This is a genomic window from Pseudomonas sp. TH39(2020) (assembly GCF_016650715.1).
Taxonomy (GTDB): domain Bacteria; phylum Pseudomonadota; class Gammaproteobacteria; order Pseudomonadales; family Pseudomonadaceae; genus Aquipseudomonas; species Aquipseudomonas mandelii_C.
The window spans coordinates 918,438-943,132 of record NZ_JAEKFF010000006.1 but is presented as its reverse complement, the minus strand read 5'-3'; the positions used below and the strand labels follow the sequence as shown (position 1 = coordinate 943,132).

The 24,695-nt window shown below is 49.8% G+C and carries 23 protein-coding genes and 3 pseudogenes; 22 read left to right on the top strand and 4 right to left on the bottom strand.

What is annotated here, in order from left to right; translation table 11 throughout:
• Nucleotides 1-193 precede the first annotated feature (193 nt).
• Nucleotides 194-298 (top strand): annotated as a pseudogene (locus JFU47_RS32920) (hypothetical protein); the annotation flags it as partial.
• A gap of 348 nt (nucleotides 299-646) precedes the next feature.
• Here JFU47_RS32920 and JFU47_RS12330 read toward each other — a convergent pair.
• On the bottom strand, nucleotides 647-979 hold the full coding sequence (locus JFU47_RS12330) for a hypothetical protein (protein ID WP_201183248.1): 333 nt from the start codon (nucleotides 977-979) through the stop codon (nucleotides 647-649).
• 247 nt (nucleotides 980-1,226) lie between these two features.
• Between JFU47_RS12330 and JFU47_RS12325 the strand changes: the two are divergent.
• From JFU47_RS12325 to JFU47_RS12290, 8 genes and pseudogenes are all read left to right on the top strand, one after another.
• Nucleotides 1,227-1,434, top strand: a pseudogene (locus tag JFU47_RS12325) (hypothetical protein).
• A 277-nt stretch (nucleotides 1,435-1,711) separates the two neighbouring features.
• Nucleotides 1,712-2,050 carry a hypothetical protein gene (locus JFU47_RS12320; protein WP_201183244.1) on the top strand — a complete coding sequence of 113 codons (339 nt, stop codon included), beginning with the start codon at nucleotides 1,712-1,714 and terminating at the stop codon, nucleotides 2,048-2,050.
• Between the two features lie 201 nt (nucleotides 2,051-2,251).
• Complete coding sequence (locus JFU47_RS12315; protein ID WP_201183227.1) at nucleotides 2,252-3,286, top strand: DUF5677 domain-containing protein; 1,035 nt, start codon at nucleotides 2,252-2,254, stop codon at nucleotides 3,284-3,286.
• A gap of 135 nt (nucleotides 3,287-3,421) precedes the next feature.
• Nucleotides 3,422-4,042, top strand: coding sequence for a tyrosine-type recombinase/integrase (locus JFU47_RS12310; RefSeq protein ID WP_201183225.1), 621 nt, complete (start codon nucleotides 3,422-3,424; stop codon nucleotides 4,040-4,042).
• 547 nt (nucleotides 4,043-4,589) lie between these two features.
• Complete coding sequence (locus tag JFU47_RS12305; protein WP_201183223.1) at nucleotides 4,590-5,657, top strand: endonuclease/exonuclease/phosphatase family protein; 1,068 nt, start codon at nucleotides 4,590-4,592, stop codon at nucleotides 5,655-5,657.
• A gap of 8 nt (nucleotides 5,658-5,665) precedes the next feature.
• Nucleotides 5,666-7,012, top strand: a complete 1,347-nt coding sequence (locus tag JFU47_RS12300; RefSeq protein ID WP_201183221.1) for a phospholipase D-like domain-containing protein — start codon at nucleotides 5,666-5,668, stop codon at nucleotides 7,010-7,012.
• Nucleotides 6,975-7,454: a hypothetical protein gene (locus JFU47_RS12295; protein WP_201183219.1), complete on the top strand. Its 480-nt coding sequence runs from the start codon at nucleotides 6,975-6,977 to the stop codon at nucleotides 7,452-7,454. Before JFU47_RS12300 ends, JFU47_RS12295 begins: the two co-directional genes overlap by 38 nt.
• A gap of 709 nt (nucleotides 7,455-8,163) precedes the next feature.
• Nucleotides 8,164-8,409 (top strand): transposase, encoded by a 246-nt coding sequence (locus JFU47_RS12290; RefSeq protein WP_201183217.1) that lies wholly within the window; start codon nucleotides 8,164-8,166, stop codon nucleotides 8,407-8,409.
• Nucleotides 8,410-8,831: 422 nt separating this feature from the next.
• On the opposite strand, the gene JFU47_RS12285 is transcribed toward JFU47_RS12290, so the two are convergent.
• On the bottom strand, nucleotides 8,832-9,704 hold the full coding sequence (locus JFU47_RS12285) for a TIGR02391 family protein (RefSeq protein WP_201183214.1): 873 nt from the start codon (nucleotides 9,702-9,704) through the stop codon (nucleotides 8,832-8,834).
• Nucleotides 9,705-9,934: 230 nt separating this feature from the next.
• Here JFU47_RS12285 and JFU47_RS12280 point away from each other — a divergent pair, with 230 nt between their 5' ends.
• The 10 genes from JFU47_RS12280 to JFU47_RS33290 all read left to right on the top strand — a co-directional run bounded on the left by JFU47_RS12280 (nucleotide 9,935) and on the right by JFU47_RS33290 (nucleotide 16,679).
• A complete protein-coding gene (locus tag JFU47_RS12280; protein WP_201183212.1) occupies nucleotides 9,935-11,080 on the top strand; it encodes a hypothetical protein in 1,146 nt (381 codons plus the stop codon).
• Between the two features lie 250 nt (nucleotides 11,081-11,330).
• Complete coding sequence (locus JFU47_RS12275; protein WP_201183210.1) at nucleotides 11,331-11,813, top strand: N-acetyltransferase; 483 nt, start codon at nucleotides 11,331-11,333, stop codon at nucleotides 11,811-11,813.
• Nucleotides 11,814-11,825: 12 nt separating this feature from the next.
• Complete coding sequence (locus JFU47_RS12270) at nucleotides 11,826-12,374, top strand: hypothetical protein (protein WP_201183208.1); 549 nt, start codon at nucleotides 11,826-11,828, stop codon at nucleotides 12,372-12,374.
• A gap of 769 nt (nucleotides 12,375-13,143) precedes the next feature.
• Nucleotides 13,144-13,377, top strand: a complete 234-nt coding sequence (locus tag JFU47_RS12265) for a hypothetical protein (protein ID WP_201183206.1) — start codon at nucleotides 13,144-13,146, stop codon at nucleotides 13,375-13,377.
• Complete coding sequence (locus tag JFU47_RS12260) at nucleotides 13,377-14,021, top strand: hypothetical protein (protein WP_201183204.1); 645 nt, start codon at nucleotides 13,377-13,379, stop codon at nucleotides 14,019-14,021. Before JFU47_RS12265 ends, JFU47_RS12260 begins: the two co-directional genes overlap by 1 nt.
• Before the next feature lie 51 nt (nucleotides 14,022-14,072).
• Nucleotides 14,073-14,582 (top strand): hypothetical protein, encoded by a 510-nt coding sequence (locus JFU47_RS12255; RefSeq protein ID WP_201183202.1) that lies wholly within the window; start codon nucleotides 14,073-14,075, stop codon nucleotides 14,580-14,582.
• A gap of 363 nt (nucleotides 14,583-14,945) precedes the next feature.
• Nucleotides 14,946-15,251 (top strand): hypothetical protein, encoded by a 306-nt coding sequence (locus JFU47_RS12250; RefSeq protein WP_201183200.1) that lies wholly within the window; start codon nucleotides 14,946-14,948, stop codon nucleotides 15,249-15,251.
• Between the two features lie 18 nt (nucleotides 15,252-15,269).
• Complete coding sequence (locus JFU47_RS12245; RefSeq protein ID WP_201183198.1) at nucleotides 15,270-15,596, top strand: DUF6388 family protein; 327 nt, start codon at nucleotides 15,270-15,272, stop codon at nucleotides 15,594-15,596.
• Between the two features lie 13 nt (nucleotides 15,597-15,609).
• On the top strand, nucleotides 15,610-15,840 hold the full coding sequence (locus tag JFU47_RS12240; protein WP_201183196.1) for a hypothetical protein: 231 nt from the start codon (nucleotides 15,610-15,612) through the stop codon (nucleotides 15,838-15,840).
• Nucleotides 15,841-15,938: 98 nt separating this feature from the next.
• Nucleotides 15,939-16,679: a GIY-YIG nuclease family protein gene (locus tag JFU47_RS33290; RefSeq protein WP_201183194.1), complete on the top strand. Its 741-nt coding sequence runs from the start codon at nucleotides 15,939-15,941 to the stop codon at nucleotides 16,677-16,679.
• A gap of 364 nt (nucleotides 16,680-17,043) precedes the next feature.
• Here the strand turns inward: JFU47_RS33290 and JFU47_RS12230 are convergent, their stop codons facing one another.
• Together JFU47_RS12230 and JFU47_RS12225 are read right to left on the bottom strand one after the other, a co-directional pair.
• A complete protein-coding gene (locus tag JFU47_RS12230) occupies nucleotides 17,044-17,994 on the bottom strand; it encodes a hypothetical protein (protein WP_201183193.1) in 951 nt (316 codons plus the stop codon).
• A gap of 29 nt (nucleotides 17,995-18,023) precedes the next feature.
• Nucleotides 18,024-20,657 carry a hypothetical protein gene (locus tag JFU47_RS12225; RefSeq protein ID WP_201183191.1) on the bottom strand — a complete coding sequence of 878 codons (2,634 nt, stop codon included), beginning with the start codon at nucleotides 20,655-20,657 and terminating at the stop codon, nucleotides 18,024-18,026.
• A gap of 745 nt (nucleotides 20,658-21,402) precedes the next feature.
• On the opposite strand from JFU47_RS12225, the pseudogene JFU47_RS12220 reads away from it, so the two are divergent.
• The 3 genes and pseudogenes from JFU47_RS12220 to JFU47_RS12210 all read left to right on the top strand — a co-directional run bounded on the left by JFU47_RS12220 (nucleotide 21,403) and on the right by JFU47_RS12210 (nucleotide 24,641).
• A pseudogene (locus tag JFU47_RS12220) lies at nucleotides 21,403-22,832 on the top strand (IS1182 family transposase).
• 370 nt (nucleotides 22,833-23,202) lie between these two features.
• Nucleotides 23,203-23,574: a nucleotide pyrophosphohydrolase gene (locus tag JFU47_RS12215; protein ID WP_201183189.1), complete on the top strand. Its 372-nt coding sequence runs from the start codon at nucleotides 23,203-23,205 to the stop codon at nucleotides 23,572-23,574.
• Entirely contained in the window at nucleotides 23,574-24,641 is a 1,068-nt protein-coding gene (locus tag JFU47_RS12210) for an HNH endonuclease (protein WP_242485115.1), read from the top strand. The genes JFU47_RS12215 and JFU47_RS12210 overlap by 1 nt, the downstream gene beginning before the upstream one ends.
• Nucleotides 24,642-24,695 lie beyond the last annotated feature (54 nt).

Sequence of the window (24,695 nt, the reverse complement as noted above, 5' to 3'; positions counted from 1 at the left end):
TTCTATTACTAATCCTGCACCCTGCTGTAAGTCGAATTGCCCTCCTCAAAACTCGATTTAGAACACGACTTTTTGGACTATTTATGGTCAATAAATCTCAATCTTAAAAGGTGTGGTAATCCTCCCGAAATAACTATTCGCCAGAAGTAGAATTTTCTTCTAATCGGATCAAGGAAGTTTTCCTTGAAGACACTCACGTTTTTCAGACAACCAGATCATCGCCATCCTCAAGCAGGCCGAAGTCGGCAGCCCTGCTCCCGAGTTGTGTTGCGAACACGGCACTAGCTCAGCGACCTTCAATCCGTGAAAGCGAACCCACAAACCTCACCGTAGGCCCTGCATTTCAATCTAAAACGCCAACTTTTCTGTCCGAGGAACCTAAACCGGCTTTTTCAACAGAATCGGCCGTAATCACTCCCTGGGTTTACCGTCTGCTTCTGGCCGATTTCTGCCTATCGCCACCCTCAGTTATGTGGCTTGGAGCTGACGACCAGTTAAACATTGAGAGTTGGATGGTTAAATCCAGCCCGGGATACGATTACCGCCCCTTATGTTTGAGGCTTCAATCGACACAAACCTGTTGGGTGATCCGTGGTAACCGAATGCGGTTTAATGCCAGGCGGACGAGCTAAGTGAGAGTACCCACTTACATCGACTTGACCGAGACCACTTCCACAAACCTGAATTTTTTTCTGGCCGTCTTAGTAGCTTCTTGTTCTGCGACTAGGGAGCTCAGCGTATCGGCCTCATGTACCATCTCGTGCATCTCACCTTCAAATTCATTTCCCACACGGAGCGTGACTCTTAACCTAGGTGTGAAGGCTTTTGAGACCGTCTTTTTCTTCGCAGCCTTCACCGGTTGCACGATCACAACATCCGGGACTGTGTCCTGCACGTTTGAGTCAATCGCCGGCGCAGAGGGCTCAGAGTCACCGAATAGCGCCCGGCGCATCTCATCTTCCATCAATTCTGTATTCATACCATTTCTCAGAAAGGTGTTATCTATAACCTGATCGATTCTATCAGGATGGCCGGACTCTATTGTAAAGCGTCGCTGGGGTGCGACCTCAACTGGTAAAGGGCTAGCAGATGCTGGCGAGCGTCAGCGGCTGTCCATCTGCCGCCTTTCATGGCGGACAGATATCGGCAAAGAGCAGCCACGCGGCGCCCGGCATCACGACCGGGCTTTAAACGACTACTCTGTTCTTTTCCAAGGAGGAATTGCGATGTCCCAAGCAGACCTGCTCCCGTCCCTGCTTCTGAAGATCAACCAAAACCAGCTCGCCCTTGAGGCCGCCATCATGGAACTCACGCTATGGGTCGAGCAGCGTGGATCGGGTGACGTTGCGAGCTACGTGCGCGTTGCGCTGGAAACAATTGGCAGGAATGAAGAGTTCATCAATATGACTCGCGCCGCTCATGACGCCGGAATGACTACCTATGAACGCGGGTAGTGAATGTAAGGCTTTATGTGTGATGCAGGCCCTTGATGTCTGTGGTCGGGGTTAAGATACTGGTCAGCGCCTGTCGGGTGCAAATTCCGCCGTACTGGCCGTCCTCGTCTAATAGCCGCCGGAGAGGCGGCAAATTGTGACTAACTGCTACCCTGAGTATTTACCGCAGTCAAGTAGGCCATGCCATCGCGACCCTAAAAGCGATATGACAGCCATGTGCTCAAAGAAACATCTACCAATTAGTTGAGTAATTGAAAATGGACTACCAAAAAAGCGTCGAGTTCGCCATAGCTCTTGGTTATGAGGGGATACCTGACAAGAGCGCCTACAAAGGTATTTTTTACAGTAAAAATGGAATGATATGGATTCATGACATTGAAGCGCTCAAGGCGTCTTTGGGGGGAGTTTCTAGTGAAGAACTGAAGAGTCTTAGCTATGATGTTGACGTATATAACAATTATAAAAACCATACAAACGAGATGGCTGATAATGAAATTAAATCTTTATATTCAGACCTTAGCCCTGGCGAAGGTGAACCTGCATACCTGATGGACGGCATGTACCTTTTTCCAGATGGCAGTATACGCGAGATGTAAACTGCTCGCTCTTTGAGTGTGCCGGCACGACTCGGCTCCGAGTACCATATGAAACAACGATTTGGCTCCCATTTCACCTCTATTCAGCTCGAAGTATTCCTGCCTAAGGAGCCATTTTCCGACTAAGCCCATGAGGCGAAAAAAGAAGAGACCAATAACATTCTTGGTATCTGCGAACTATTAGCGCTTGGAAGGTGACTCATGGATATTCTTCAACGACAGTTTAATGATGCGATAAAAGAGTTAATTGATGCAGCTAAAACAGAAGATGATCTGAAAGCCATCTCAGAAACTATAGCTGAGAAAAAATCAACATTGCTTGATGATCTTCCTGATTTGGTCCTGCGCTCCATAAAGAAAGTCGCGTTCGAGACAGGTCTTACCGATCGAAGAAATCAACACAAGAAATTTTTAGAAAAAACCTATGAGCGGTGGAAAGACGGTTTCGATACGCTTGAACTGCTTGTAGCCGTTTGCGTAGAAGCAGGAAGCAGTACTAACGAAAGGTTACGTCCAAACGCGGTTATGAGTGACGATATACTATTTGATGTTTTGACGAGATTGCATGCTAAGGGATGCCTAATTTCCAGAGAAATCGTCTGTTTACTCAACAATGGTTTCCCGGACGGCGCGCACGCACGCTGGCGTGCACTGCATGAAATAGCAGTGACTACTTTGTTTTTAGCTAAACATGAAAAAGACACAGTGGAAAGATACGTTTCACATGAAATAATTGATTCCTATAAAGGCGCATGCCAACATAAAAAATACGAGCATCGGTTGCAAGCGGCCCCACCGAGTGACGAAGATTTTCATACTTTAAAAACTCATTACGATGCAGCGATTCAACGTTTCGGTGTTGATTTCGGTAACGCCTACGGATGGGCAGAACCTGCTCTTGGAAAAAAAAGGGCAAATTTTTCCGACATCGAAAGGGCCGTTGGCCTTGATCATTGGCGACCTTATTATAAGTGGGCAAGTCAGAATATCCACGCAGGTGTAAAAACCATCAAGTCATCTTTGGGCCTTTCCGATTCAAAAAACGAAATACTTCTTGTAGGCTCCAGCGACTCGGGAATGGTGGATCCAGCCCACGCAATGGCCATCTCATTAACCCAAATCACCATTATGTTATTGACCCAATCATCTAACATAGACAGTGTCGTAACTATGAAAATTATCCAATCATTGTGTGACGAAACCGGCGATATTTTTCTGAAGTGCAGCAGAGAGTAGTGAAAAACCAGTGGGTTTGAAAGTCCGCTTTAGGTCTTTTTTTACCTGTCACGACTGACCGCTTTGGGGCGAATAGCGACCACCACTCATTGTGACTGATCCACCCTTGTCCTCCCTCAACATGGAGGACATGCCATGAACACTATTGCTAGATATAGCCATCAGCCTTGGAACAAGGGAAAGCTTGTCGGGCAGAAAGCCCCGCTCCGAGTCAGAGATATCTGGGCCATACGGGTAAGACTCCAGCTTGCTGAGAAGACGCGAGATTTGGCGCTATTCAACTTGGCCATCGACAGCAAACTGCGTGCCTGTGACTTAACCAAGCTGCGAGTACGAGACATAGCCCATGGGGAGCACGTGTCGTCACGGGCCATCGTGATGCAGCAGAAAACTCAGCACCCAGTGCAATTTGAAATTACTGAGCAAACCCGAACGGTTCTGGAGGCTTGGATGCATCAGGCCCACTTCCGCAGCGAGGACTTTTTGTTTCCGACCCGGTTGCACGACTCAGAGCATCTCTCCACCAGACAATACGCTCGGATAGTCAAAGCGTGGGTGAAAGCCATTGGCCTTGACCCAACTATGTACGGTACTTATACGCTACGGAGAACCAAAGCATCGCTAATCTATCGCAGGACGAAGAACCTGAGAGCGGTCCAACTCCTCCTTGGTCATACGAAGCTTGAAAGCACCGTCAGATACCTGGGAATCGAGGTCGATGATGCCCTGGAAATGGCGGAACAGACGGAAGTTTAACCACCCCACTGCGACAGTCGATGCTAGACCGTTGCTATCCGACCCAAAGCGGACAATTGCGACAGGCAGCAATGGGCCGAGGCGGTGTAAAAACGTTTTTGAGCGCGACAGGTACTCAAAACTGGACTGGAAATCGCGCTTCTACGCGAAATCCACATCTGCTGACGTGCCGATAAATTTCAGATTTAACGTAGACGCGCTCACTTCAATTTTGGCGAAGCGTTTTTACACACTCTGGGCCAATTGCAGACTACGGATACGCTGCTAGGCTCCGTGGTACGGCCAAAAGCCATATCGCCTTTCATCCTCGCTGTCTAGCGCGACATGCTGACCGAGCAGGGTGTTAGGCACAGGCAAGGAGCGCTATCAGACACAAGCAGCGGAACGCTACTTTTTTCACCTACTTCTAGTTAGGCGAAAGGGAAATGCTGGTTGCAGCACCGAGCCAGGAAAATCAGCCAAAGCAGCGCTGCGTGCTCCTGAATCGAATGGTCGCTTGACAGTAGAGGCCGTTACTTGCGCTTAGCAAAGGAGTTGCTTTCACACAATGCGTACACCACAAATAGCCTTCCGGGCCAAAACAGACACTCCGTGTATTCCGTCCGGTGAACACCGCACTGGCCCCGCTTGCCGCGTACGGCAGGGCAGTCTAACAATTGGCGCAAGTCGATCGCTCCGCTCACTCGGTCGTCTGCAGGGCGTGGTGCACTGTTTAAACTTCGGCTCCATCCTTCGATTTATGACTTTGCTTACCACTGTTTCAGTGGGCTATGTAGGATCAACTATCGCCGCAGATAGTCTTACGATTACATCCTGGAATGTCGCAAACCTCCACCATGTACCGGGCTATGCTTATCGTGGAGAAATTGGAACCTGGCGAACCATCGCGGATTTGTCGATCATCAAGAAAGTCATTAAGAGCCAAGACCCCGACGTAATCTTGCTGCAAGAGGCATCCGGGGAGCTGGCCGTCCGCGATGTACTGGGCAAAGGCTATACTATTCTCGGGACGAAAGAATACGACGATCGACGCGACCATGCCTATCTCCTGAAGCGAATCGTCTACCCTTTCACCGCAGTACGCACGAACCTTGGGTCAAACATCATTTTCCGTTCAAGCATTGGCTTGGTTGCCGAGGCTAATCCATCAGAGACAAGAGACATTCAATATTTTCGCATCAAGGTGACCGATAAAATAGTTGGACTGATACACATTCATGGCAAGAGTTCATGCCCTGATACTGTGAAAGTCGACAGCGATAATAGCTCATGTCAGCTGATTTATGCCCAGTTCCTTAAGGTCAGCGAAATTTTAAAAATGGCGGATGCGGATGATGTCGTTCTCGTCATCGGTGATTTCAATCGAGAACTCCTCAATCCCAAACTTAGAGTTTGGAGAGAACATTATGCGCCTTGGGCAAAGGCCATAATTGCTCCTCCGTCTTGTATTCTCAGGCCCTCCCTTCAACCCATTGACTTTGCTATCGTCGCCAAAATTCCAGCCGATAGTACCGTTATTCTGATAGAAGAAAATGAAAATGTGCTTTCAATTCTGAAGCACCCCGACCGTATCAGCGATCACTGCCCTCTGACCATTCGAATAAGTTTTAAGTGAGGTTTGATATGCGGTCTGCTTGTGGGGGAATAGTTGCTGCCCTTGCCATTACTCAATTGTTGGCGAGCGGATCTTTCGCCGCCGATCAAGCATATGCCAATGTTTTTGTCGGAAATATCCCAAAATGCACGGCACTTTCGAGTGGCCGTGTTGTGAACTCTCTCTCCGATGATTTTCTTCAGCAGCCTGCCTCAATGATATTTTGCGACGAGGTAGATCTACTGAAAAGGCAGAGTCCGCTTGTAGGCTTATTAAAGGCTCATCAGCCGGTTGACCGCATTGATGGAATGTACTTTGCAGTAGGTGATGTCGCGTTCACTCGAGCCCTTTGCGGTGTCGCCTCGGACACACTGCATCATCTTCGACTTCTTGGGGGAGGGGAGGAAGGAGCAGATTGGGTGAGTCGCCTCAAAACTTGTCTTACGCAGAAGCTACCTAAGGCGAACATAGTAGTGCAAGCGACCGGCCAGATACCCGGGATCAGCTCTTTTCACCCAAAGTTCCTGCTGATGAGCAATGACAATGACACTCTGGCAGACATCTTGATAAGTAGTGGAAATCCGACACGCCGAGCCCCGAACAATCTAGATGACTATCTATTGATTTCGATTCCGAAGCAGGATCGTATTTTTCTTTGGCATCTGTGCCTTTCGGAAATTTTTAACGTAAAAACTATCCGCCAGGACTTTGTCTCATTAGGTGACGCCTATCAACTCTGCTCTCTCGCCCATTTGCCTTCGTCTGAAGAAGAAACCCTTCCCTACCTTATGCCATTCGATCGGGAACCTTTTCTGTCGCAGTTTGCATTTTGGGCTGGGAAGTCGGATAAAATTGACATTGTCTCCCAAGGGTATAACTCTCTTGAACTTGCGAATATCTTAAGAACGGCGGCCGAGTCAGGTACTAAAATTAGCATTATTCGCGATGACGACCTGCTTATGTCAAATAATCCACCTATTGAAGGAGAGCTTCTAAATTCAATCGAAGAATATTACGCTTGGGATCGTCATATTTGTGGCCCGAACGTATCTACTAGGTTTCTGGTGACAAACAGTTCCGTAAACTATCTGCACTCGAAATTTGTAGTGTTCTCGGGCGCTTTCGGGAGGAGAGTTCTTTTCGGGTCAGCAAACCTTACGCATGCAGCGTTGCATTCGAATATTGAAAATGTTTATTTCAGCCGAAATCAAGAGTTGGCAAGACATTTTCAAGAATACTTCAACACCCTTTGGAGTGACTATGCATTGACAGCCTCTGAAACATATGTGGTTCTAGAAAAAATTGGATCTTTTATCTCGACAAGAAAGGTGAATTTCGATGAGTGTGACAACTACGCTTCAAAACTCAATAAATGAACTTAACATCGAATTGCAAGAGAAATTAGCTAAGGCATTTTCGGAGTCAGAGCGCATTACAGCATTACTCTCCAATGCTGTAGCTTTGCATGGCATTTTTCTAAAGTTTCGGCCCTTCCAGCAAGAGCTGACGACTAGTGGTGCCTGGAAGATTGTGACCAATGGTGAGGATTTTGCCCAGTCGTCAGTTCCTTCCTTTCTGAAGGTAATCGAGGCGAGAGTCAAGGGAGAGGCAGTTTTTGACGAAAGCGCCCAGATTATGACGACGTCAGATGACGATGGGCCATGGGACGCTACAAGAGAGTATCTCGAGCAGCTCTGGGATAATATCAAGGAAAATTGGGACAACGGTAGGGAGGCGATAGATCAGTTCGAGAAAGACGCTAGGGACTGGTATCAAGATCAGGTGGATTGGCTGGACCGTGTAATAGACGATTTATGACGGACGAGTCGGAATAGTTTGGCGACAAACCGTAAGTTGAATGGCCTCGGTTCAGCTACCTATATCCAAATCGGATAGAGCTAATAAATTATTATTCAAACCAAAAGGCCACTAAGAAGTGGCCTTTTGTGTGCTCTCCTATATAATAAATTTTAGAGGCAACTCAATTCTAATGAAATTCAAGTCATATCGAGATTGAGTAGATTGTAGGGCATTAATTTGCCCATGAACATCCAAACTTCGCCCCGCTGGCAATTACATGCTCACTGACATAGGTGAATATGTTGAACACGATGCCTAACCTTTGGGTCAGATAAACGCTCCGACAGCAAGCCAGCTACGCGCCCTCACCTTTAGAGAAAGTTACAAAGGAAGTGAGTGGGAGCGAACGATCAGCTGCTCCAATCTAATGGCCGCTTCTGGCCGTTCTCTGTCGGTCATCCTTGCGGCGCCTGTTGATAAAGTCGAATGCAAATGGTTGGTCAGTGGCAATGTAAATGGGTGGTCAAGTGGAATGCAATCTCCTAACCTGCAGCGCAGTACGTAGCCAGTTTGAGATGTCCCAAGCGTCCTCAATGGTAGTTGGCGTCTAGCCATAATCTGTTCAACGTATGCGTTCGGCGAAATCACCTACCCGATCCCTGCGATAAGGGCGATGTACTCCACTTTAAAATACGTGGACACCATCGCCCTTATTGTCAGGATTGTCATGCGCCAACGAACTTCTTATTCCAAACCTTTTAAAGCCAAAGTCGACGAGGAATGCTTGCAACCTAGCGTGTCCATGGCCAGCGTAGCCCTGCGCCATGGCATCAACGCCAACCTGGTTCGAAAGTGGATACCCGCTTATCGTGATCGTCAGCCGCCGGCGTTGCCCGCTTTCGTTCCGCTCCATATGGCTCGCCACCACCCATGGATATGCGCACCGGTACTGAGACTGCGTCAGCCAGAGTGATCGCGGTATTCGGTGCGGCGAAGCCCCACTGCGCTTACCTCTTCGCCAATCGACGCGCCAACGGATGAAAGTTTTTGTGCATGACGGGGTGGGTACCAACGCAACGGGTCAGCGAAATCGGCCAATTACTACCGCATCAATGGATGCCGGCCTGATCTGCGCAAGGTGTGTTCCTTATTCGCTTACCAACCTGTCTACCGAAACGTCCGTCGAGTCAAGCCAGACCGCGGTGGCAACCGCAGAACTGTCGATTCTCGCTACAGGTCTGAATAAGTTGGCCAGGTAGTTCCGGCTTTAGAAAGGAAGTTAGGTCGCACGGAGCGTCGCTGCGGCTTGTGTATGCGGACTATTCGCCAAAATCGAAGTATCGAGCTGGCGAATAGACTCAGAACTATGGCTGACCCGAAGTCGGAGGGGCTGTACTAATCCAAGAGTGAGCCTTGTCTAGGCACTGACGCAGCTTCTAGGCAGAACAGCTGGTTGATCAGCATAAATTCGCGCACCGCCTCTTTTGGGTTGCTGAGGATTTCCCGATGAGCGCGTGGATTACGGTACGCCGAAAATACCGTTACAAACAGTCCCACCTTCCCGGCGTGTTCTCCAAGGTCAAGGTCATTCCAGTGAAGCTTGGAGTGTTCGCCTTCGAAGGCTCGTTTTAAGAGCTGGACACCGCTTTTGTCGTAAACGCCTATCCTGGTTCGGACGATGTCTTCCAGCCGACGAAACGCCGTGGAGATCGCGGAATCCGGGTTTTCCAGAAATCCTACAGCTAGATCGATTAGACGTTCATCGAGCAGTCCAAAGCTCAGCGATACAGGAAAGTTCTGTAGGAGATCGAGCGATCGAATTTTCTCGCTCCATTCTGGACGACGGATGATGTAATCGTAAAAGCGCCATGGTCGAACTGGACGCGCCTGCTCTAGCTTCTCAAGATCGGCTGACAACAGGCATCCCGCTTCGCAGCGTTGAAAGACGTCGCGATCGATTATGTATTCTTCGGTCTCTACATCAAACATCTGCAAGAGTTGGATTGCTGTGGAGAGACCGCTTGGGCCCTCTCCGGGATAGCCAGAGGAAAATCCCGGTTTTATCAGCACCTGCTGCGAGGGGAAAATGTTGAGCAGAATGCTATGTGTTCCTGTATGGCCATCGAACCAAGACAACAGCCACGCCGACTTAACCTCGTCTCCTGAGCTGAGCAAATTTACGAGCGCATCGAGGCAACGCTGTGTGTAGCCAGGTGTTCCGTGATATTCGATACCAGCCAACTTGCTGATCTCAATTTTTGCGCCCATCTCTACTCCTGCGGCATTGTTGACAGTTTTCGAAGCTTCGCCGAAGGCGATGACAGATTACCAGCAGGCGCGACGTCCTTTCGCAACGCTGGCAGGGAAAGCCTGCATTGAATGTCATTAAAAATGATAGAAACCTGTCTGTTTCAGAGAGTTGCCAGAAAACGTAGCACCTGTAAAAGTGATATTATTTTGACATCTTTTTCTGTCTTGTTTATGGATTTTCCGATCAAATGACCAATCCTATCCGCGTGTACCTGGACAGCAGTGATTTCTCCAATTTCTCCCGTCCTACGGAGAAAAACGCAGCGTCAATACAAACCCTTCGATCCAAGTTGCTAAATTGGGTGGAAAACGGGGATATCGAAATCAGATATTCCATGGCGCACATCATGGAAGCAGTACCTGTTGACTTAGACACCGCTGAACTAGGTAGGCTACGCCTCAACTGCATAAAAGAATTGTGTGGAAAAAAAGTTTTTGCCGATCCAATCACCTTGGTCACACAAGAGCTTTCAGGAAGCAACAATGTCCCTCTGGTGAACGACGACGGACACTGGTTCCCTAGCGCGGGAGAGCTTTGGGGGGACGAAGTTGACGTCCCCCCCGAGCCTTTAAAAAACCGACAGCAAAGACGCTTCGAAAAATCAACGCTCAAAAAATCTGCAGTAAAAATGGGGGGTGAACTGCAGGAATTGCTCCAGGAATATCCGATCAAAAAAAGCAACGCACTCGTGATGTTTTCGAAGCAACGCTCTGGCGAAGCAGTCGCGAACGCCTTGCAAAACTCGGTCAATGATCTGGATTTTTTATGCGATTGGTACATCAATAATTGGAGTCGGTCGACCGAGTACTCGAAAGCAGTTCGTGGTGCAGGCAAAGAATTAAGCAATTTGCTCACAACTTCTGCCAATGAGATCAAGGATCTCCATCTGGAATTAGTGAACGGGGGTACGAGCAGTTCCGAGGCTCAAAAGCGCTTGATGATTCACGCCAGAGAACTCGCAGACAAAGCGTCGCAGGAGATGATCGATTCACTGTCCAAAGGGCAGGTGTCACCAGAACCTAAAGTGATGGCCAATCTAGAATCCACACCGTCCATGTACGTATTTTCGAAGCTTCTCGCCCAGATATTCTTGTCATCAGTGGTAGCAGTCAAAAACACACGAAAAGCACGGGATAGCGACTTTGGCGATCTGGTGCATTCGATGTACATCCCCTACGTAGACATCTTCAGGGCTGACTTGGCGACCGCGAGTGCGCTGCAAAACGCGCAACTAGGCTCTAAGACCAAAATCGTCACCAGTTTGGATGAGCTCGTGGTCGAGTTGGAATCGATGGTCGCTTCACGTAAATCCAGCGAACTCGGCCCCGAATAAGCTGCCAACCAGTACCTTCTGCATCGCAGCAACTGTCGTCTAAGCGTCACGAGCATCTCGGCTGATCAGCAAAGACCGCCCTACCGAGGACTTCCTTTCTGAGTGGTGCAGAAGCTGGTCTCAAATCAAGGCACAGCAACATAGGAAAATCGCACCAGGTACATCCCAAGCCCTGCCGTCAAACGTGGGGCCGAGGCTGTAGAAGAGACGCGGTTTTCGCGTCCGCGAAGCACAGAAAGGAAGCAATCTCATGCCGGTGATGACTGATCCCTACACGGGGCTGACCAGCTTTCAAAAAGCTCTTCTTAGCGGGACCATCAAGCCCAAACGATGCAAGTTGCGGCGCGAGTTGTATTTTCTCCGCGATAAGCCAACGCCGGACACAATCCGGATGACTTACGCAATGATTGTAGGACGTCAGGTAAAAGCCTTGGCTATCTACATCGAAGCTGAGCCCAATGAAGGAAAACGCTGCTTCGGAGTAGGGTATGCCGTAGCGGTTCCTTTCCGTAGACAGGGGCTCGCAAAAGCAGTAATCATCAGCAGTTTAGAGGATTTTTCCGGCTTATTGACGAACGAGTTGGCCGAGCCAGGTTTCTATTTGGAAGCTGTTATCGGTGTCGACAACGAGCCATCCAACCGGATTGCAAAGCAACTCATAAGCGAACCCGAAGCGATTATTGACGGTGAATCAGGCTTACCAGCTCTCCACTACATCAAACTCGTGGGTTGATAGGGGAAAACTGTGGATGGACTAACTTTCATCGCTGAAATAGCTAAGGCCCTGGCATGGCCTACAGCTGCAGTTTTACTGGGTGCGCTGTTTCGTAAGCAGCTATCTGATCTATCAAAGGCCATCACGAAAGGAAAATTCGGCAATCTGGAATTCGAGTTTGCCCGACGTGTTGCGGACGTAGCGGCATCCTTACCAGACTTGCCGTCTACATCTGTGTCTCCTAGCACTATGGGATTGGCAGCGGCTAACCCGCGTGGAGCGATATTAGAGGCATGGTTAGCTGTGGAAGAGCAGGTGATAACTCTTGCGCTTACGCGTGGTCTGACGAACGCAACTGCTCGACGCTATCCACTCGGATCTATCCAGGCTATCGCTAAATCTGGGCTGCTTAGCCCAAATCATGTACTGGCACTCAGCGAACTTCAGCAGTTACGCAATCGTGCAACCCATGACCCTGATTTTTCGCCCGACCCTTTCGCGGTGGTCAGTTATGTACAGCTCGCCAATGATCTCAAGAATGAGTTGAAGAGGCTTATGCCTCCAACATCTGGTGTGTAGGGAAAATGGACCTCATTACCGTCATTCATGCCTTTCGCAAATCGCTTGAGGCCCAGCACACTCAAGGCCAGCTTCCCCCAGGCCGGGAATACTTTCCCGAGGGCTGCGGTGGTGTTGTCTCAAAAATTCTTGCTGATTTTCTCAAAGACCGGCTTGGTTTGCAGGCTGAATATACTCAGCGGCGAACTGGGTCGTGGGACCCATGCGTGGCTAGAACTTGATGATATCGTCATCGATATTACTGGCGACCAATTCGACGGACGACCTCCTGTATTTTTTGCTCCAAGAGATGCTTGGTACTGTTTATGGGAAGACATAGAGCGATCTGATCCGAATCATGCCCCAAGCGGTAGAAACAGCCGTGAGACCCGCGAAGTTTTCTTAGCCGTGATTTGCGAAGCGGGACTTCCAAATCCTTACGCATAGGCGGTTATTCGAATTGGTATGAAGACTGATCAGTGTCTGCGTGACACTGCAGTTGATAGGAAAGGCGCCCATGAAATCGCCAGTGATGATTGAACAGATGATTCCTGAAGGACCCTGCACTGCCGCATGGGCGGCGAGCGCGGGTTACAGGTGGGATGCATTGATGATAGGCGGTGATGCGTCGGCAACGCGCAAGCGGTGGCTTGCGGCGCAGGTTTTTCAATAGCACTCCAGACGCATAGGAAAAGTCGCCCAGGTTCACCTAAGCCCAGCCGTAAAACGCTGGGCCGAGGACGTAAGAGCGGTGCGGTTTCCAGTCAGCAAATGGGGACGAAAAATCCGCATGGCCACGAAACGCATTGACGACGCGACCATTCGCCCGGTTGAGAAAATCGCTCCCGGTCATGATCGGTGCGAAGTCATCATTGGCCTGACAGATGAGTCACTGACGAATTTGTGCTTCGATGCTGAGGGTTCTACAGCGGCGCAGGCTGAGGGCTCCGCACTCAGCCGAGCGAAAGCTGCTATCGCTGCTGGGCAAATTAAGTACAAGCAACTCAAGGAAAATGCTGGGTAATGAGCACCTCACCAAAGAAAGCTTTCAGCTTCGGGCAAATCATGAAAGCCATCCACCTTGCACACAGTTTTGACGTGCTGGATGAGTTCCATTCGCTGCTGCACTCAGCTGCGACTCAGAGCGAGAAAAGCCTTCGTGAACAGTATGAAAGTTTGAGCGCGGCTGGTTTCGAGCATGAAGGCGAAATGGAAGCCTATCGGTCTTACCTTGAGGATGATTTTTGTCAACTCGGCGAGGTTAAAAAGCTCGGGCATGCCCTCGCGATCAGTGGGCTATACCGACAGGTCGAGACACATATAAAGCGTGTGCTGCGCACAACGTTTCCGGATATCGGTAAGAAGAAAATCGATAAGATTCTTCGTGGCGAACCCCAGTCAGAAATTGACGGTTCAAAGCTCGACGGCTTTGAGGCGGTGAATGAGCTGAGAATGCTCAATAACCTGATCAAACACGCCAGCTCGATTGCTGACGCGGAGCTGGCGAGCAAATTCCCAGTATGGGTAGAGAAAGTCGAGCTTCATGATCTCGACAAAGCTTACGACCGTTTGAAGCCGTTGGTTAAAAAGTACATGCACGCCTTTGTATACGAGGCCTTTAACCGCTCAACTGCCTTTGAAGCTGCACCCGCGAAGACGACTAGCTGACGGCGACTGACGGCATCCTTCTCGCGGCGGCAAAATGACCTAGGAAAAGTCATGATAACGATTTATCACACCCCAAAAGATATCGCTCTGAAGCTCTTTCGTGAGGCAGGCCGCACCTGGAAAGCAACGGACCTTCAATCTATGGCTGACCACCTTTTCAATTTCTGCGTCACGAACTCATCCTTGCGTGACTGGGTTATGCAGACCAAGCAGGTACAGAAGGGCGACCACGCGTTCAACTCCTCGTGGCGAGCCATGGCAGATGGCTTATTCGGCGACTGTGCCGATATCGCCAATGCCTCAAAGCATCTGTTGGTTTTGGAGACCCGCATTGATACCGCACAAGAAGCAGTGGTGGCTTTAGGGTTAGATGGCCACCCTATTAACGGATCGTTGAAGATGAAGGACGTCTATCAAATTCGTCGGCCCGGAGGTGAACTCGTTGACCTGACTATGTTCTTCTTCAAAACGTGCGGTGCATGGGAGGAATATTTCCAGGTAAACCACGATTTAGGAGGCGAGCTCCCGTCCTACATCGAACAGTTTATTGAGTACCGTTGATAGCTAGGGAAATCATGAAGCGTCTGAATGGATGGCACCGGCTTTGGCTAGTGTTCTGCGGTGTGTTTGGTGTGTTCTGCGGTGCTGTTGCCTGGCAAGTCCATGCTGATGAGCGGCTGTTTATGTTGTGGGTGTGGCTGGTTCCCTGTGCCTCACTTTATGTGCTTGGCTGGGCGTCGTCTGGGTCGTGCACGGCTTCAAGGGCCTTGATCAATAAGATCCTCGCCGCGTAATCGGACGTTGCGGCCAGCCCATTTGTTGAGGAAAAGCGCACCAGTAACACCCAAGCCCCGGCCTACAAAACCCGGGGCAGGGTCAGTAGGAGAGGCGCGAATCTCGTGCCCGCAGACAGGTAGCAATCATATGTCCACTGCGACAACTGAAATGGCTGTTGAAAACAAAGCCGACCGGCTCACTGCCAAGGCTTGGGTGTACATCGTTGGGGCAATGGGTGTAGGGATGCTTTTGGGCGCGAAGCTGATCAGCCCCCCTTTGCAGGCACAGATCGACGGTTGGAAAGAGATGGCCGGAGACTGGAAACTGCAAGCTCAGGATTACAAGACGGCATCGGAGCAGAACGCTGGGTATGCGAAGCGTTGGGAGCTTGAAGCAAATAATGCTCTTGCTCTCGTGGCGCGCTGCACATCCCCTTCAACCGGCGCTCACTGATCTCGGAAAAAAGAAACTATGACTATTGAGAAGCGGTACAGCGTGGCTCGCGACAAATTCTTCGCAGACAACCCTCGGGCTTTGGCTGAAATCGAATCGGTCAGACCGAACGTAATTGAGGCGTGTGGCATGACCGTTGATGAGTACCGGCAGCAACAACGCTGTGTGTTCTTCGCAGCAGCTGCCAAAAGCCATGGACTTGAAGTTGATGAGTTCGTAATCCGTTTGGTAGCTGAATCACCGGAGCAAGCTCAAGAATGGCGCTTGGATCGACAGCGTAAGGTTGCCAAAGTGCTTGGTATTGAATGGGATGACTACAAGCAGCTGAACCGCATCTTTGAGTAAGGGAAAATACGACATGCCCAGCGCCTTTGATGCTATTGAGTACCGTATGCGTCGTATCAGCAATACGACCGACCACCGGGATCTAGGAGAGGCCTTGGCCGAGGTTGATGGTTACATCGACGCGCTTCACGATTTCGGGCACATCACCGAGGACGATCATAGCCGCTTCCAAAAGGAATCTCGGGCCCTCCGTGATGAAACCAATGTGAAACTCCAGAAAAAGGAAGGTCACAGACGCTATTAAGTAGGTAGGAAAAGCCGTCCAGGTACCGGTCGCCTTGTCGCGGACTTTCGCAGTTCTAGGGCGCGGTTTTCACATCTAGGCAACGGGAGGGGATTCAAGTGACCAACAACATCAAAAACGAAGCTCAAGAAAGCGGATTGGCCGAACAAGTCCAGAGCGTCGAACTCGCCGACTTGGCGGTCACTTTCGATCTGCCTGCGACGCGCTTCCAGCGAGAGTTGGCGAACTTGGGCTGGGGCATGATTGTCGATGAGGCAACCCGCTTGGCGCATGCGGATGAGTTCGATCGTAACATTGGACAGCGGAAGCGGACTATCGATCTAGCGAGCCGAGATGTGAAGCCTACCTGGGCGCATTTGGTACAAGCTGCGAAAGAATTCCTCCCTCATCTTGCATCGCGAGTGCCCGGCACTCCAACGAGCCCGCCTGACCGGCTGACCGGATATGTCTATGTTTTGTTCGATGGAATGACGGGGCTCAGCAAGATCGGACATACCAAGTCGACGGGGCATCGTCAGCGCGCGCAGATGGGCGGCCATGGGAGCGCGCTAGTCAATGTAGTCAATGCCAAGGTAGCAGACTGTCTTGCGGCCGAGACGAAGTGTCACGAACATTTTGCCCGGTACCGCACAAACGGTGAGTGGTTCAGTGCGAAACTCGAAGACATTATGCAGTATGTTGATGCAGAGCTGGATTGGCTGGAGATCGACTACGAGAATGAGGCGAAGCTTGAGCAATACATCCTTCATTGCCAATCCGGAAATAGAGAAGAGGCAAAGGCGGTACTGATGGAGGGGCGAAGAAAACATTCACGTCTCAAGCCTACCAGCAGCGTGTAACCCCATCGTTAAGCAGAAGCGAAATTACGGGCTCAAGTGAGTCCTCACGAAGATCACGGGAAAGCCCAGGTACACCCCAGAAGGAGGGTGGCATCCAGTCTAGTGTGGCGCGAAGCGAACGACTTCACTCGTTCGCTTTTTACCTGTCACAATTGACAGCTATGAGTCGATTGCGCTCCCTCACGACAGCCGATTTCGACCTGTCACATCGGGCCGCAATCGACCCATAGATGCCGTTGGCAGCAGGAGGCCGGAGATGGATGTGACTATGGTCGATATTAATGGTCAAAAATGACCGGGATCTGCTGAAAGAAACCACTGCACGAATAGAATAATCTCCCCGAACAAAAAGTTATCATAGCCATTACGGTAAGGTCGGCGGCAATGCTATCTGCGTCAGCTTACTATTCATGTGATTTTCAAGTTGCGTTCCAGCATATATCCCAATAGCAATGGCTGCCGTTCCACATACAAGGAACCCCCAACCAGCGGTTGTGAGCCCAAATCCAACGCAAAACCCCATCATGAACTGTGAGGCCAAGGCATCTGCAAGCACCCCGCTTGTCTTAGAAGTGAGCGCAATCAATGCTGCCTGCTGTTCGCGTTCGTTGTTTGACGTCAGTAGCAACGATATTGCTGGCGCAAGCTCGACGACCACCATGAATTTTTCAAGTCCTTTAAGTCTTTCGGCTAACCGGAGATCTAGTTTGATTGGGTTCTCATCTACATAGGTTATCGCTTGTTGGCCACGCTTGATGATGTTGCGTGTAAAGTTTCGCTCCGGGCGTCCTGTTAATTTTGCTAATGCCGCCTCGTCTGCAACTAAGTTTTGGGTTGCTAAAGTTGATTCAAGTTCGTCAATAGGTACTGAGCTTTGAAACCGGCTCACCGCAGGAAAAATATCCTTGAGTGAGTGCGTCATAGTTTGACGCGCTTCAATCAGTTTTTGAGCCAGCTCCTTGGTGTATTTTCCGGAAGTGCGTACTTCTGTTGCAATCTCATCTGCTACTTTTGAAAAGCGCGCAACCGACTCCCTAATCTGGAGCTCATAGAGCTGACCTGCCCCCGGTGCTTTTAGAAGCCCTTGAAAAAATTTTCCTCCACTCTCTTCTGCCTTGGCATTTAAACTTATTGCGAAGTCACGAAACATTCTTCGCGACTGTTCCTCGTTGTCTGTTGGCAAGCAAATATCATAGGCTCCTCCATAGGTTACCGGAGAAGCAATGATTTCTTGGTGCTCACCCGCAACACGCGTTGTCGCACGCACTGCTGGTGTGCCTGCATAGGCTACAGCTCTAGCATTTCGGTCTGGCATTTCTCCACTCCAATTTATCTAGCCTGTAGTCAGATTACAAATGCCAGTTCCTGCTCGACGCTCTTGTGAACAATTCGTGCCAGCTCGGAATTGGATTGCTTCAACCATTGTTGAGCGTTCGTAAAACTAATGTGCTGCACAAGATCGGAGTTCGAGATCCTAAAATCACGTACGAACGCATTCGCAACATAAAGGCTCCAGTCTCCTATCAGTGGTGGCTTCTCAAAAGTTAGTGTCAAATTTCTGAGGTCGACTGCACTTCCTGTCACAACGTTACCTGGCTCTACCCGTGACAAACGCCTTGCCAGCGCGTCGCTATAGTTTGCTCTCGATTCTACGTCATGTACTTCAGCTAGCCCTTTTGCTATTTCTATTGTTCGCATTTCTTCTGAATAAGGCTCGGTGCTAGGGCGCACGCCCACGTTTGAGTCAAGATACAAGCCAGGCGAGCCAATTACTAAAGTTTGAGCGCTATTTCCACCAGGTCCAGGCGGAGTAATCAGTGAGCCAGTGTACTGAATCTTATTCAATTCCTTAGCCAGTAGGGCTATCTCTGTATCGGCGGGTGAATTGTTGTTGTCTGGGGGTAGTTGCACTTCAATGCTACCTGATGAGTCCGGCTTCCCGACCTTGTACTCTTCCAGTGCTGTCTTTATACATTTTACGATGATTTTCTTATAAGCGTTTTGGGCTGATTTTTGTGGGTCATTTGGGTATATTGACGTGTTTGGTTGTATCGGAAAATTTGTGACGTCCATTCGTTCAATTAACGTTGAAAGTTGATCTAGTGAGTAGACTTCAGGCAATACTATTCCACTCCCAGCGATAATTTCTCTTCCTGATAGCAGGGTAAAAGACATCCGCTCAAGTCGCAGCGAGAGAGTGTATATATTGTAGAGCTGGTAAAATATTAGATTTAAAGCGCGACCATCGTTTATATTTCTAATTGTAATTTTTGTACTTTGTCGCGAGGAGGTGCTGACCTTTGTCACGGATTCAGTCTTCAGCTCTTGGCGAGTTTGGCGAGTGACCGAGCGGGAAGCCTTATTGGCAACTTTCTGTAGGTCGCGTGCAAACTGGCGTGTAGTTTGTGTTGAAGAGGTCGAGCCTTCTGCCGAACCGGATGCAAGCCCATAACTGCCGCCTACCTTGGCACTCATGTTTTGGGTAGTGGTGCGTTCGCTGGAATTAGTGGCTTCTCGTTCCATCTCAGTTGAGAGGTCAATGCGATCTGATTCGGTTAGGTCGCTAATTGAAGTAGCAGTACGTCTCACTTCCTGCTCTGAGAGTGTGGTTTTTTCGATTAATATTTCACGTTCCTCACCGGGTGCCAAATTGATGGATTCGACAACTTCGCCAACCTCTACAGAATCGAAATGGGTCGAGAATAACAAGTCTTCTTCGATAAATAATCTCGGAAGATGTACTGGTTGAGTACCGCGGCGAGGTCTCAGAATCACGATGTAGCGAGAGAGAACTTCACCGGTTGCAAGTCCCTGCTCGTATACCGGAATTAGAACCGCGCAACGTTTAGAAAAGTTAACATCGATCTCGCAACGCTCAACGATTGCTTCAATAGACTCGCCCTGTGTCGTTAGATACTTCTCTCCTAGGCGTACGAATCGATAGACCATGAAGCCAGCGCTATTGAGTTCTCGTTCTTTCTCTATCCATGGGTCGAAGTCAGGTATTGTTTTTCGGTATTTTATAACCTGTTGCATGTGCTGAAGTTTATATGGCACCTGCATAACCCAGCTAGAATTGCCGAAAAGCCAGTTGCCGCTTCTTACTAATACACGGCGGTGATGTACGGTTTCCCAACTGATAACAGTCGCAAATGGCTGATAGATCTGGCCTGCTTCTAGCTCGTCAACATTTCCGTCGGGCAAGGTTATGGTTTCTTTTTCGAGCGCAAGGTAGTAACCCAAATCGCGCGCTCGATCTCGCAGACGCTCAAGTTTGAGCTCGACATCTGTTTTAAGTGACTTCATCTGCAAGTAAGACACCGTGAGAGCATCAATGTCCTGAATCGAAAGGAAGTTATCCAGTTCCCGTGATGCAATTTTATCCGCATTGTTTGAAAGTGCATCGCCTAACTTGCGCAGTGCGATCAGTTCACGATATTGGCGATAAATTATAGCTGGGGCTAAATCGACACACGACATTTCTGTTATGTTTCCATCCCGACTGCTAATAGTTTCAACGCTAGCCCAGAATTTATTGTAGGCAGTAACAGTTTTGAAGGCAGGGGGGAGCGGTGGTAATGTTCCGCTTTGGTTTGCTACTAATACTATGGTATATAATCTTGTTGAGTACGGTATAGAAAAAATTACAAGTGGCGGATCGACTGACTCAGTGAAAATTTCAATGCTGGCAACTTCTGCATCGCTCCCGATTCCATTCGGGAAGCCCCAAAGTCTCTCGAGTTCGCCACGCAAATATTCAACACCAATACCTAGCATGTAGGGAGCTGGTTTGAGTGGGGTAGAATTTATTACTTGGTCCCAGTCAATATTAACCTCGCGGCTACGTGAAAAACTAATCCGCTCAAGTTCGCGCTCACAGGATATTGCATGAAGTTCAGTGTGGCGTTCCAGCGTGCTAGGGTCGGAACAAGTAAGGCTAACTTTTCCGTCGAGTCCTGTAGAAAGGCGCAAAGTCATAGCAGCGCTCCATTATTGGACAGTGAATTCGCAAACGTGCCAATATGTCACAACCGAATCGGTTACATTGTCTTGGAAAGCCATTAGCCATACCGTAATTCTCGTGTGGCCAGACTGGGCTGTATATTGATAATCGGTACTGATCGTGTGATATAGCTCTTCAGGTGAAGCAGGAACGGTCAATATATATTTTTGCTCTTCTAAAACACTTCCGTGTGCTACTACTTTTATGATCAAAGTTATAGGAATCGCAATGCTGTTAGGATTAGTGAACTGCAAGCTCCCTGTGATTAGGAACCGATGAACACTTCCTTGTTGAACGAAAGGAGGTGGGCATGTGCTCGCAAGTCGCCCCTTGGCCGTAATAATGGAGCTGGGAGCGTGCTTCTTCATGATTGCCTCACGCGGAGTTAGTTCGGAGTTTGCGCTTGAGATTCACTTTAGAAGCCGAAATCCTGGTTTGCGAAAAATTAGCTTACGGTTCGTCGGATAATTTGAACTGCATTGTTTTCAAGGCGCAGCAGGTAATAGGTGAGTAACAGACTTGTGTCAGCGATTAGTGATTCACTACAGTTACAATAAATCTCTATTCTCATGCAAAACACTAGGGCGGGGAAAGGGGGCTGGAGAATTGCCCACCGCTTTTCTTAACAAGCGTGAATGGCTGCTTCGGGCCCAGAGTGTGTAAAAACGCCTTCGCGAACCCTTGCTATGATTTCTGAGGATTTCATCGCAGGGATCGCCCATGAAGCGCTTTATCCAAGGTGAACATTGAGGCCAAGGCACCTTACTTCCCGAGAGCCTCGACGACTACGTCAGCGATACCCATACGGTGCGTGTAGTCGACGTCTTTGTCGACGAACTTGACCTGGTCAATCTGGGTTTTGAAGGTGCCATTCCAGCCGATACTGGCCGGCCGGCTTACCACCCCGCGATCTTGCTGAAGGTCTACATCTACGGCTATCTCAATCGCATTCAGTCGAGCCGACGTTTGCAGCGAGAAGCTCAACGCAACGTCGAACTGATGTGGTTGACCGGACGTTTGATGCCGGACTTCAAGACCATCGCCAACTTCCGAAAAGACAACAGCAAAGCCATCCGAGGCGTCTGTCGCCAGTTCGTTGTGCTGTGTCAGCAGTTGGGACTGTTCGGAGAAAATCTGGTCGCCATCGATGGCAGTACATTCAAAGCCGTCAACAACCGCGACCGCAATTTCGCCAGCGCCAAACTGAAGCGGAAAATGGAAGAAATTGAATCGAGTATCAGTGGTTATCTGGTGGCACTCGATGCTGCCGATCGACAAGAACCAACAACCTCCGAGCCCAACACCGTGCGGCTGGAAGAGAAAATCGCCAAGCTAAAAACTCAAATGAAGGAGCTTCAAGCGATCGAAATCCAGCTCAACGAATCGCCGGATAAACAGGTCTCACTGACCGATCCAGACGCCCGTTCCATGATGACGCGCGGCACGGGAATCGTCGGCTATAACGTGCAGACAGCGGTCGATACGCAGCACCCTTTGATCGTTGCGCACGAGGTGACCAATATCGGTTCCGACCGCGATCAACTCAGCTCTATGGCCAAGCAGGCCCGCGAGGCGATGGCGTCAGATACGTTGTCGGTAGTGGCTGACCGAGGTTACTTCAAAAGCGAACAAATCTTCGCTTGTCACGATGCGGGTATCATCGCCTATGTGCCCAAGCCGATGACCTATGGAGCCAAGGCTGACAGGCGCTTCAATAACGATGCCTTCATCTATGACACGGTGAAAAACGAATACATTTGTCCGGCTGGAGAGGCGCTGATCTGGCACTACTCCTACGTTGAAAAAGGCCTGAAGTTACATCGTTACTGGAGTTCGAAATGCCAGGGCTGCGCGTTGAAATTGCAGTGCACACCGAGCACGGAACGACGAGTTCGACGCTGGGAGCATGAAGACGTATTGGAGGAGATGCAGCTTCGGCTGAGCAAAGCACCAGAGTTGATGCGAGTCCGAAAACGGACTGTTGAGCATCCCTTCGGGACGCTCAAACAATGGATGGGTGCAACGCACTTCCTGACGCGAAAGCTGGCCGGGGTGAGCGCGGAGATGAGCTTGAATGTGCCGCCTACAACTTGAAACGGGTCATGAAAATCATTGGTGCTAACGGTTTAATGAAGGCGCTGTCGGCATAAAAAAGGCTGGTTGTGGCCCATCCCAGAGGCTGTAAAAACAGCGTTATGTGTTCCAGGTCGCGACCGATGCGACTTGAAGCATTGACCGTGCGATCGCTCAGCCAACGAACGTCAATGACCCAAGACGATCAGGTTATGAGCGTTTTTACACACTCTGGGCCGATTGCTGCCTGTCACCACTGACCGGTTTGGGTTGTGGATTCAACCGGTCGAATCGAGGATCACATGAAGAGCGGATTCGGCCGAAGGCGGGAACTCGAGTGCGGCTGTATAAGCACGCGGTCAACTGCCCAATCCAGTCAAGGCAAACACGTATCTAGGCATTCTGCTGTGCTAGATTCTTGAGATTCCTCTTCTCAACGGAATCGACATGAGCGAAGTGGCGAACCAAACCGACAGACTCAGTCTGCTCAAACAAAAAGTAGATGACTTCTCGAAAGCTCGAGACTGGGAGAAATTCCATACGCCAAAAAATCTGGCCATGGCGCTGACTGTTGAGGCGGCAGAGCTGATGGAGATTTTCCAATGGCTTGGCGCTCAGGAAACCGTCCAGGGGTTCCCCTCCGAAAAACAGATCGCCGTGGAGCATGAGGTTGCGGACATCTTTATCTACCTTCTGCGTTTCTGCTCTGTCAGCGGAATTGATCTGATCAGTGCCGCCGAGGAAAAACTGAAGCACAATGCCGAGAAGTACCCAGCTGAGCTGGTTAAAGGACAATCCAAGAAATACACGGAGTATTGATGACTCAGTTGTTTGTTTTTACAGCAGGGATGGCTGCTGCTCGTGCTCACATCAAAGATTCGATCTCGGCTCCGGTCCCGTTTTCCAAGCTCGAGGCTGCTCTCCCTCCCCATGAGGCTGCTTACGTAAAGTCACTGTTGCCGGATGACCGGGGCTTCTTCGCCTGGGGAGCCATTCCAGGGGAAAAAAACATCCCTACCTGGGAAGCCATGAGCGAAGGAGACATCGTTCTCACCGCCTATGACAATCACTACCGATATGTGTCGTCTGTACTGTTCAAGCTGCACAACCGCACTTTGGCGGCGAGCATCTGGGACGAGGACTCCGATGGGAATACTTGGGAGTACATGTACATCCTTAGTGAGCCGAAGCCTGTCAATGTGCATGTGGCAGCGGAGCCGGCAATCAACTACCTCTACAACGGCTACCGAGGATTCACTCAAATTAAGGGTGATCGTCTCTCTCGAATCGACGATGATTTTGGTGACCTCAATGGCTTTGTCTCCGCTGCCTTCGGAATAGATGTGCCGAAGCCGACGGCTCCAATCGAGGTGCTTAAAGCAGAGGAAAAGGCTGAGTCCGCTGGTACCTTTGACCCCGACAATCTGGTCGATGAGCGTAAAAAAGTATTTGCGGCGATTGTTCGGCGCCGAGGCCAGCCGAAATTCAGGAAAGCTCTTTTGGACGCTTACGACGGTAAGTGTGCCGTGACCGGTTGCACGGTTGAGGCAGTTCTTGAAGCGGCTCACATCAAGCCATACGCAGGCGACCAAACGAACCACGTTACCAACGGGTTACTGCTCAGGGCGGATATCCATACCCTCTTCGATCTAGGCAAGCTAAAGATCGATGAAAAGGGCGTGATCCATCTCGCCAGCGGTCTTGAAGATTCAATTTATGGGGTTCATAACAGGAAGAAAATCAGCCTGCCCAAGGACGTAAAGAAGGCCCCAAATGTTACGGCGCTGAAGCAAAAATTCAGCGACAGCATGGAGTCGCCCCCCATGTTCGCAGGGGAACTCGAACGCCCACGTTTGGCGGAGAGCACAGTTTTCGCTTCGGTTTAAGCTGGGGCGTTGACTGGAGCAGGTAAAGACGCTGAGCAGATCTTTCATCGGATG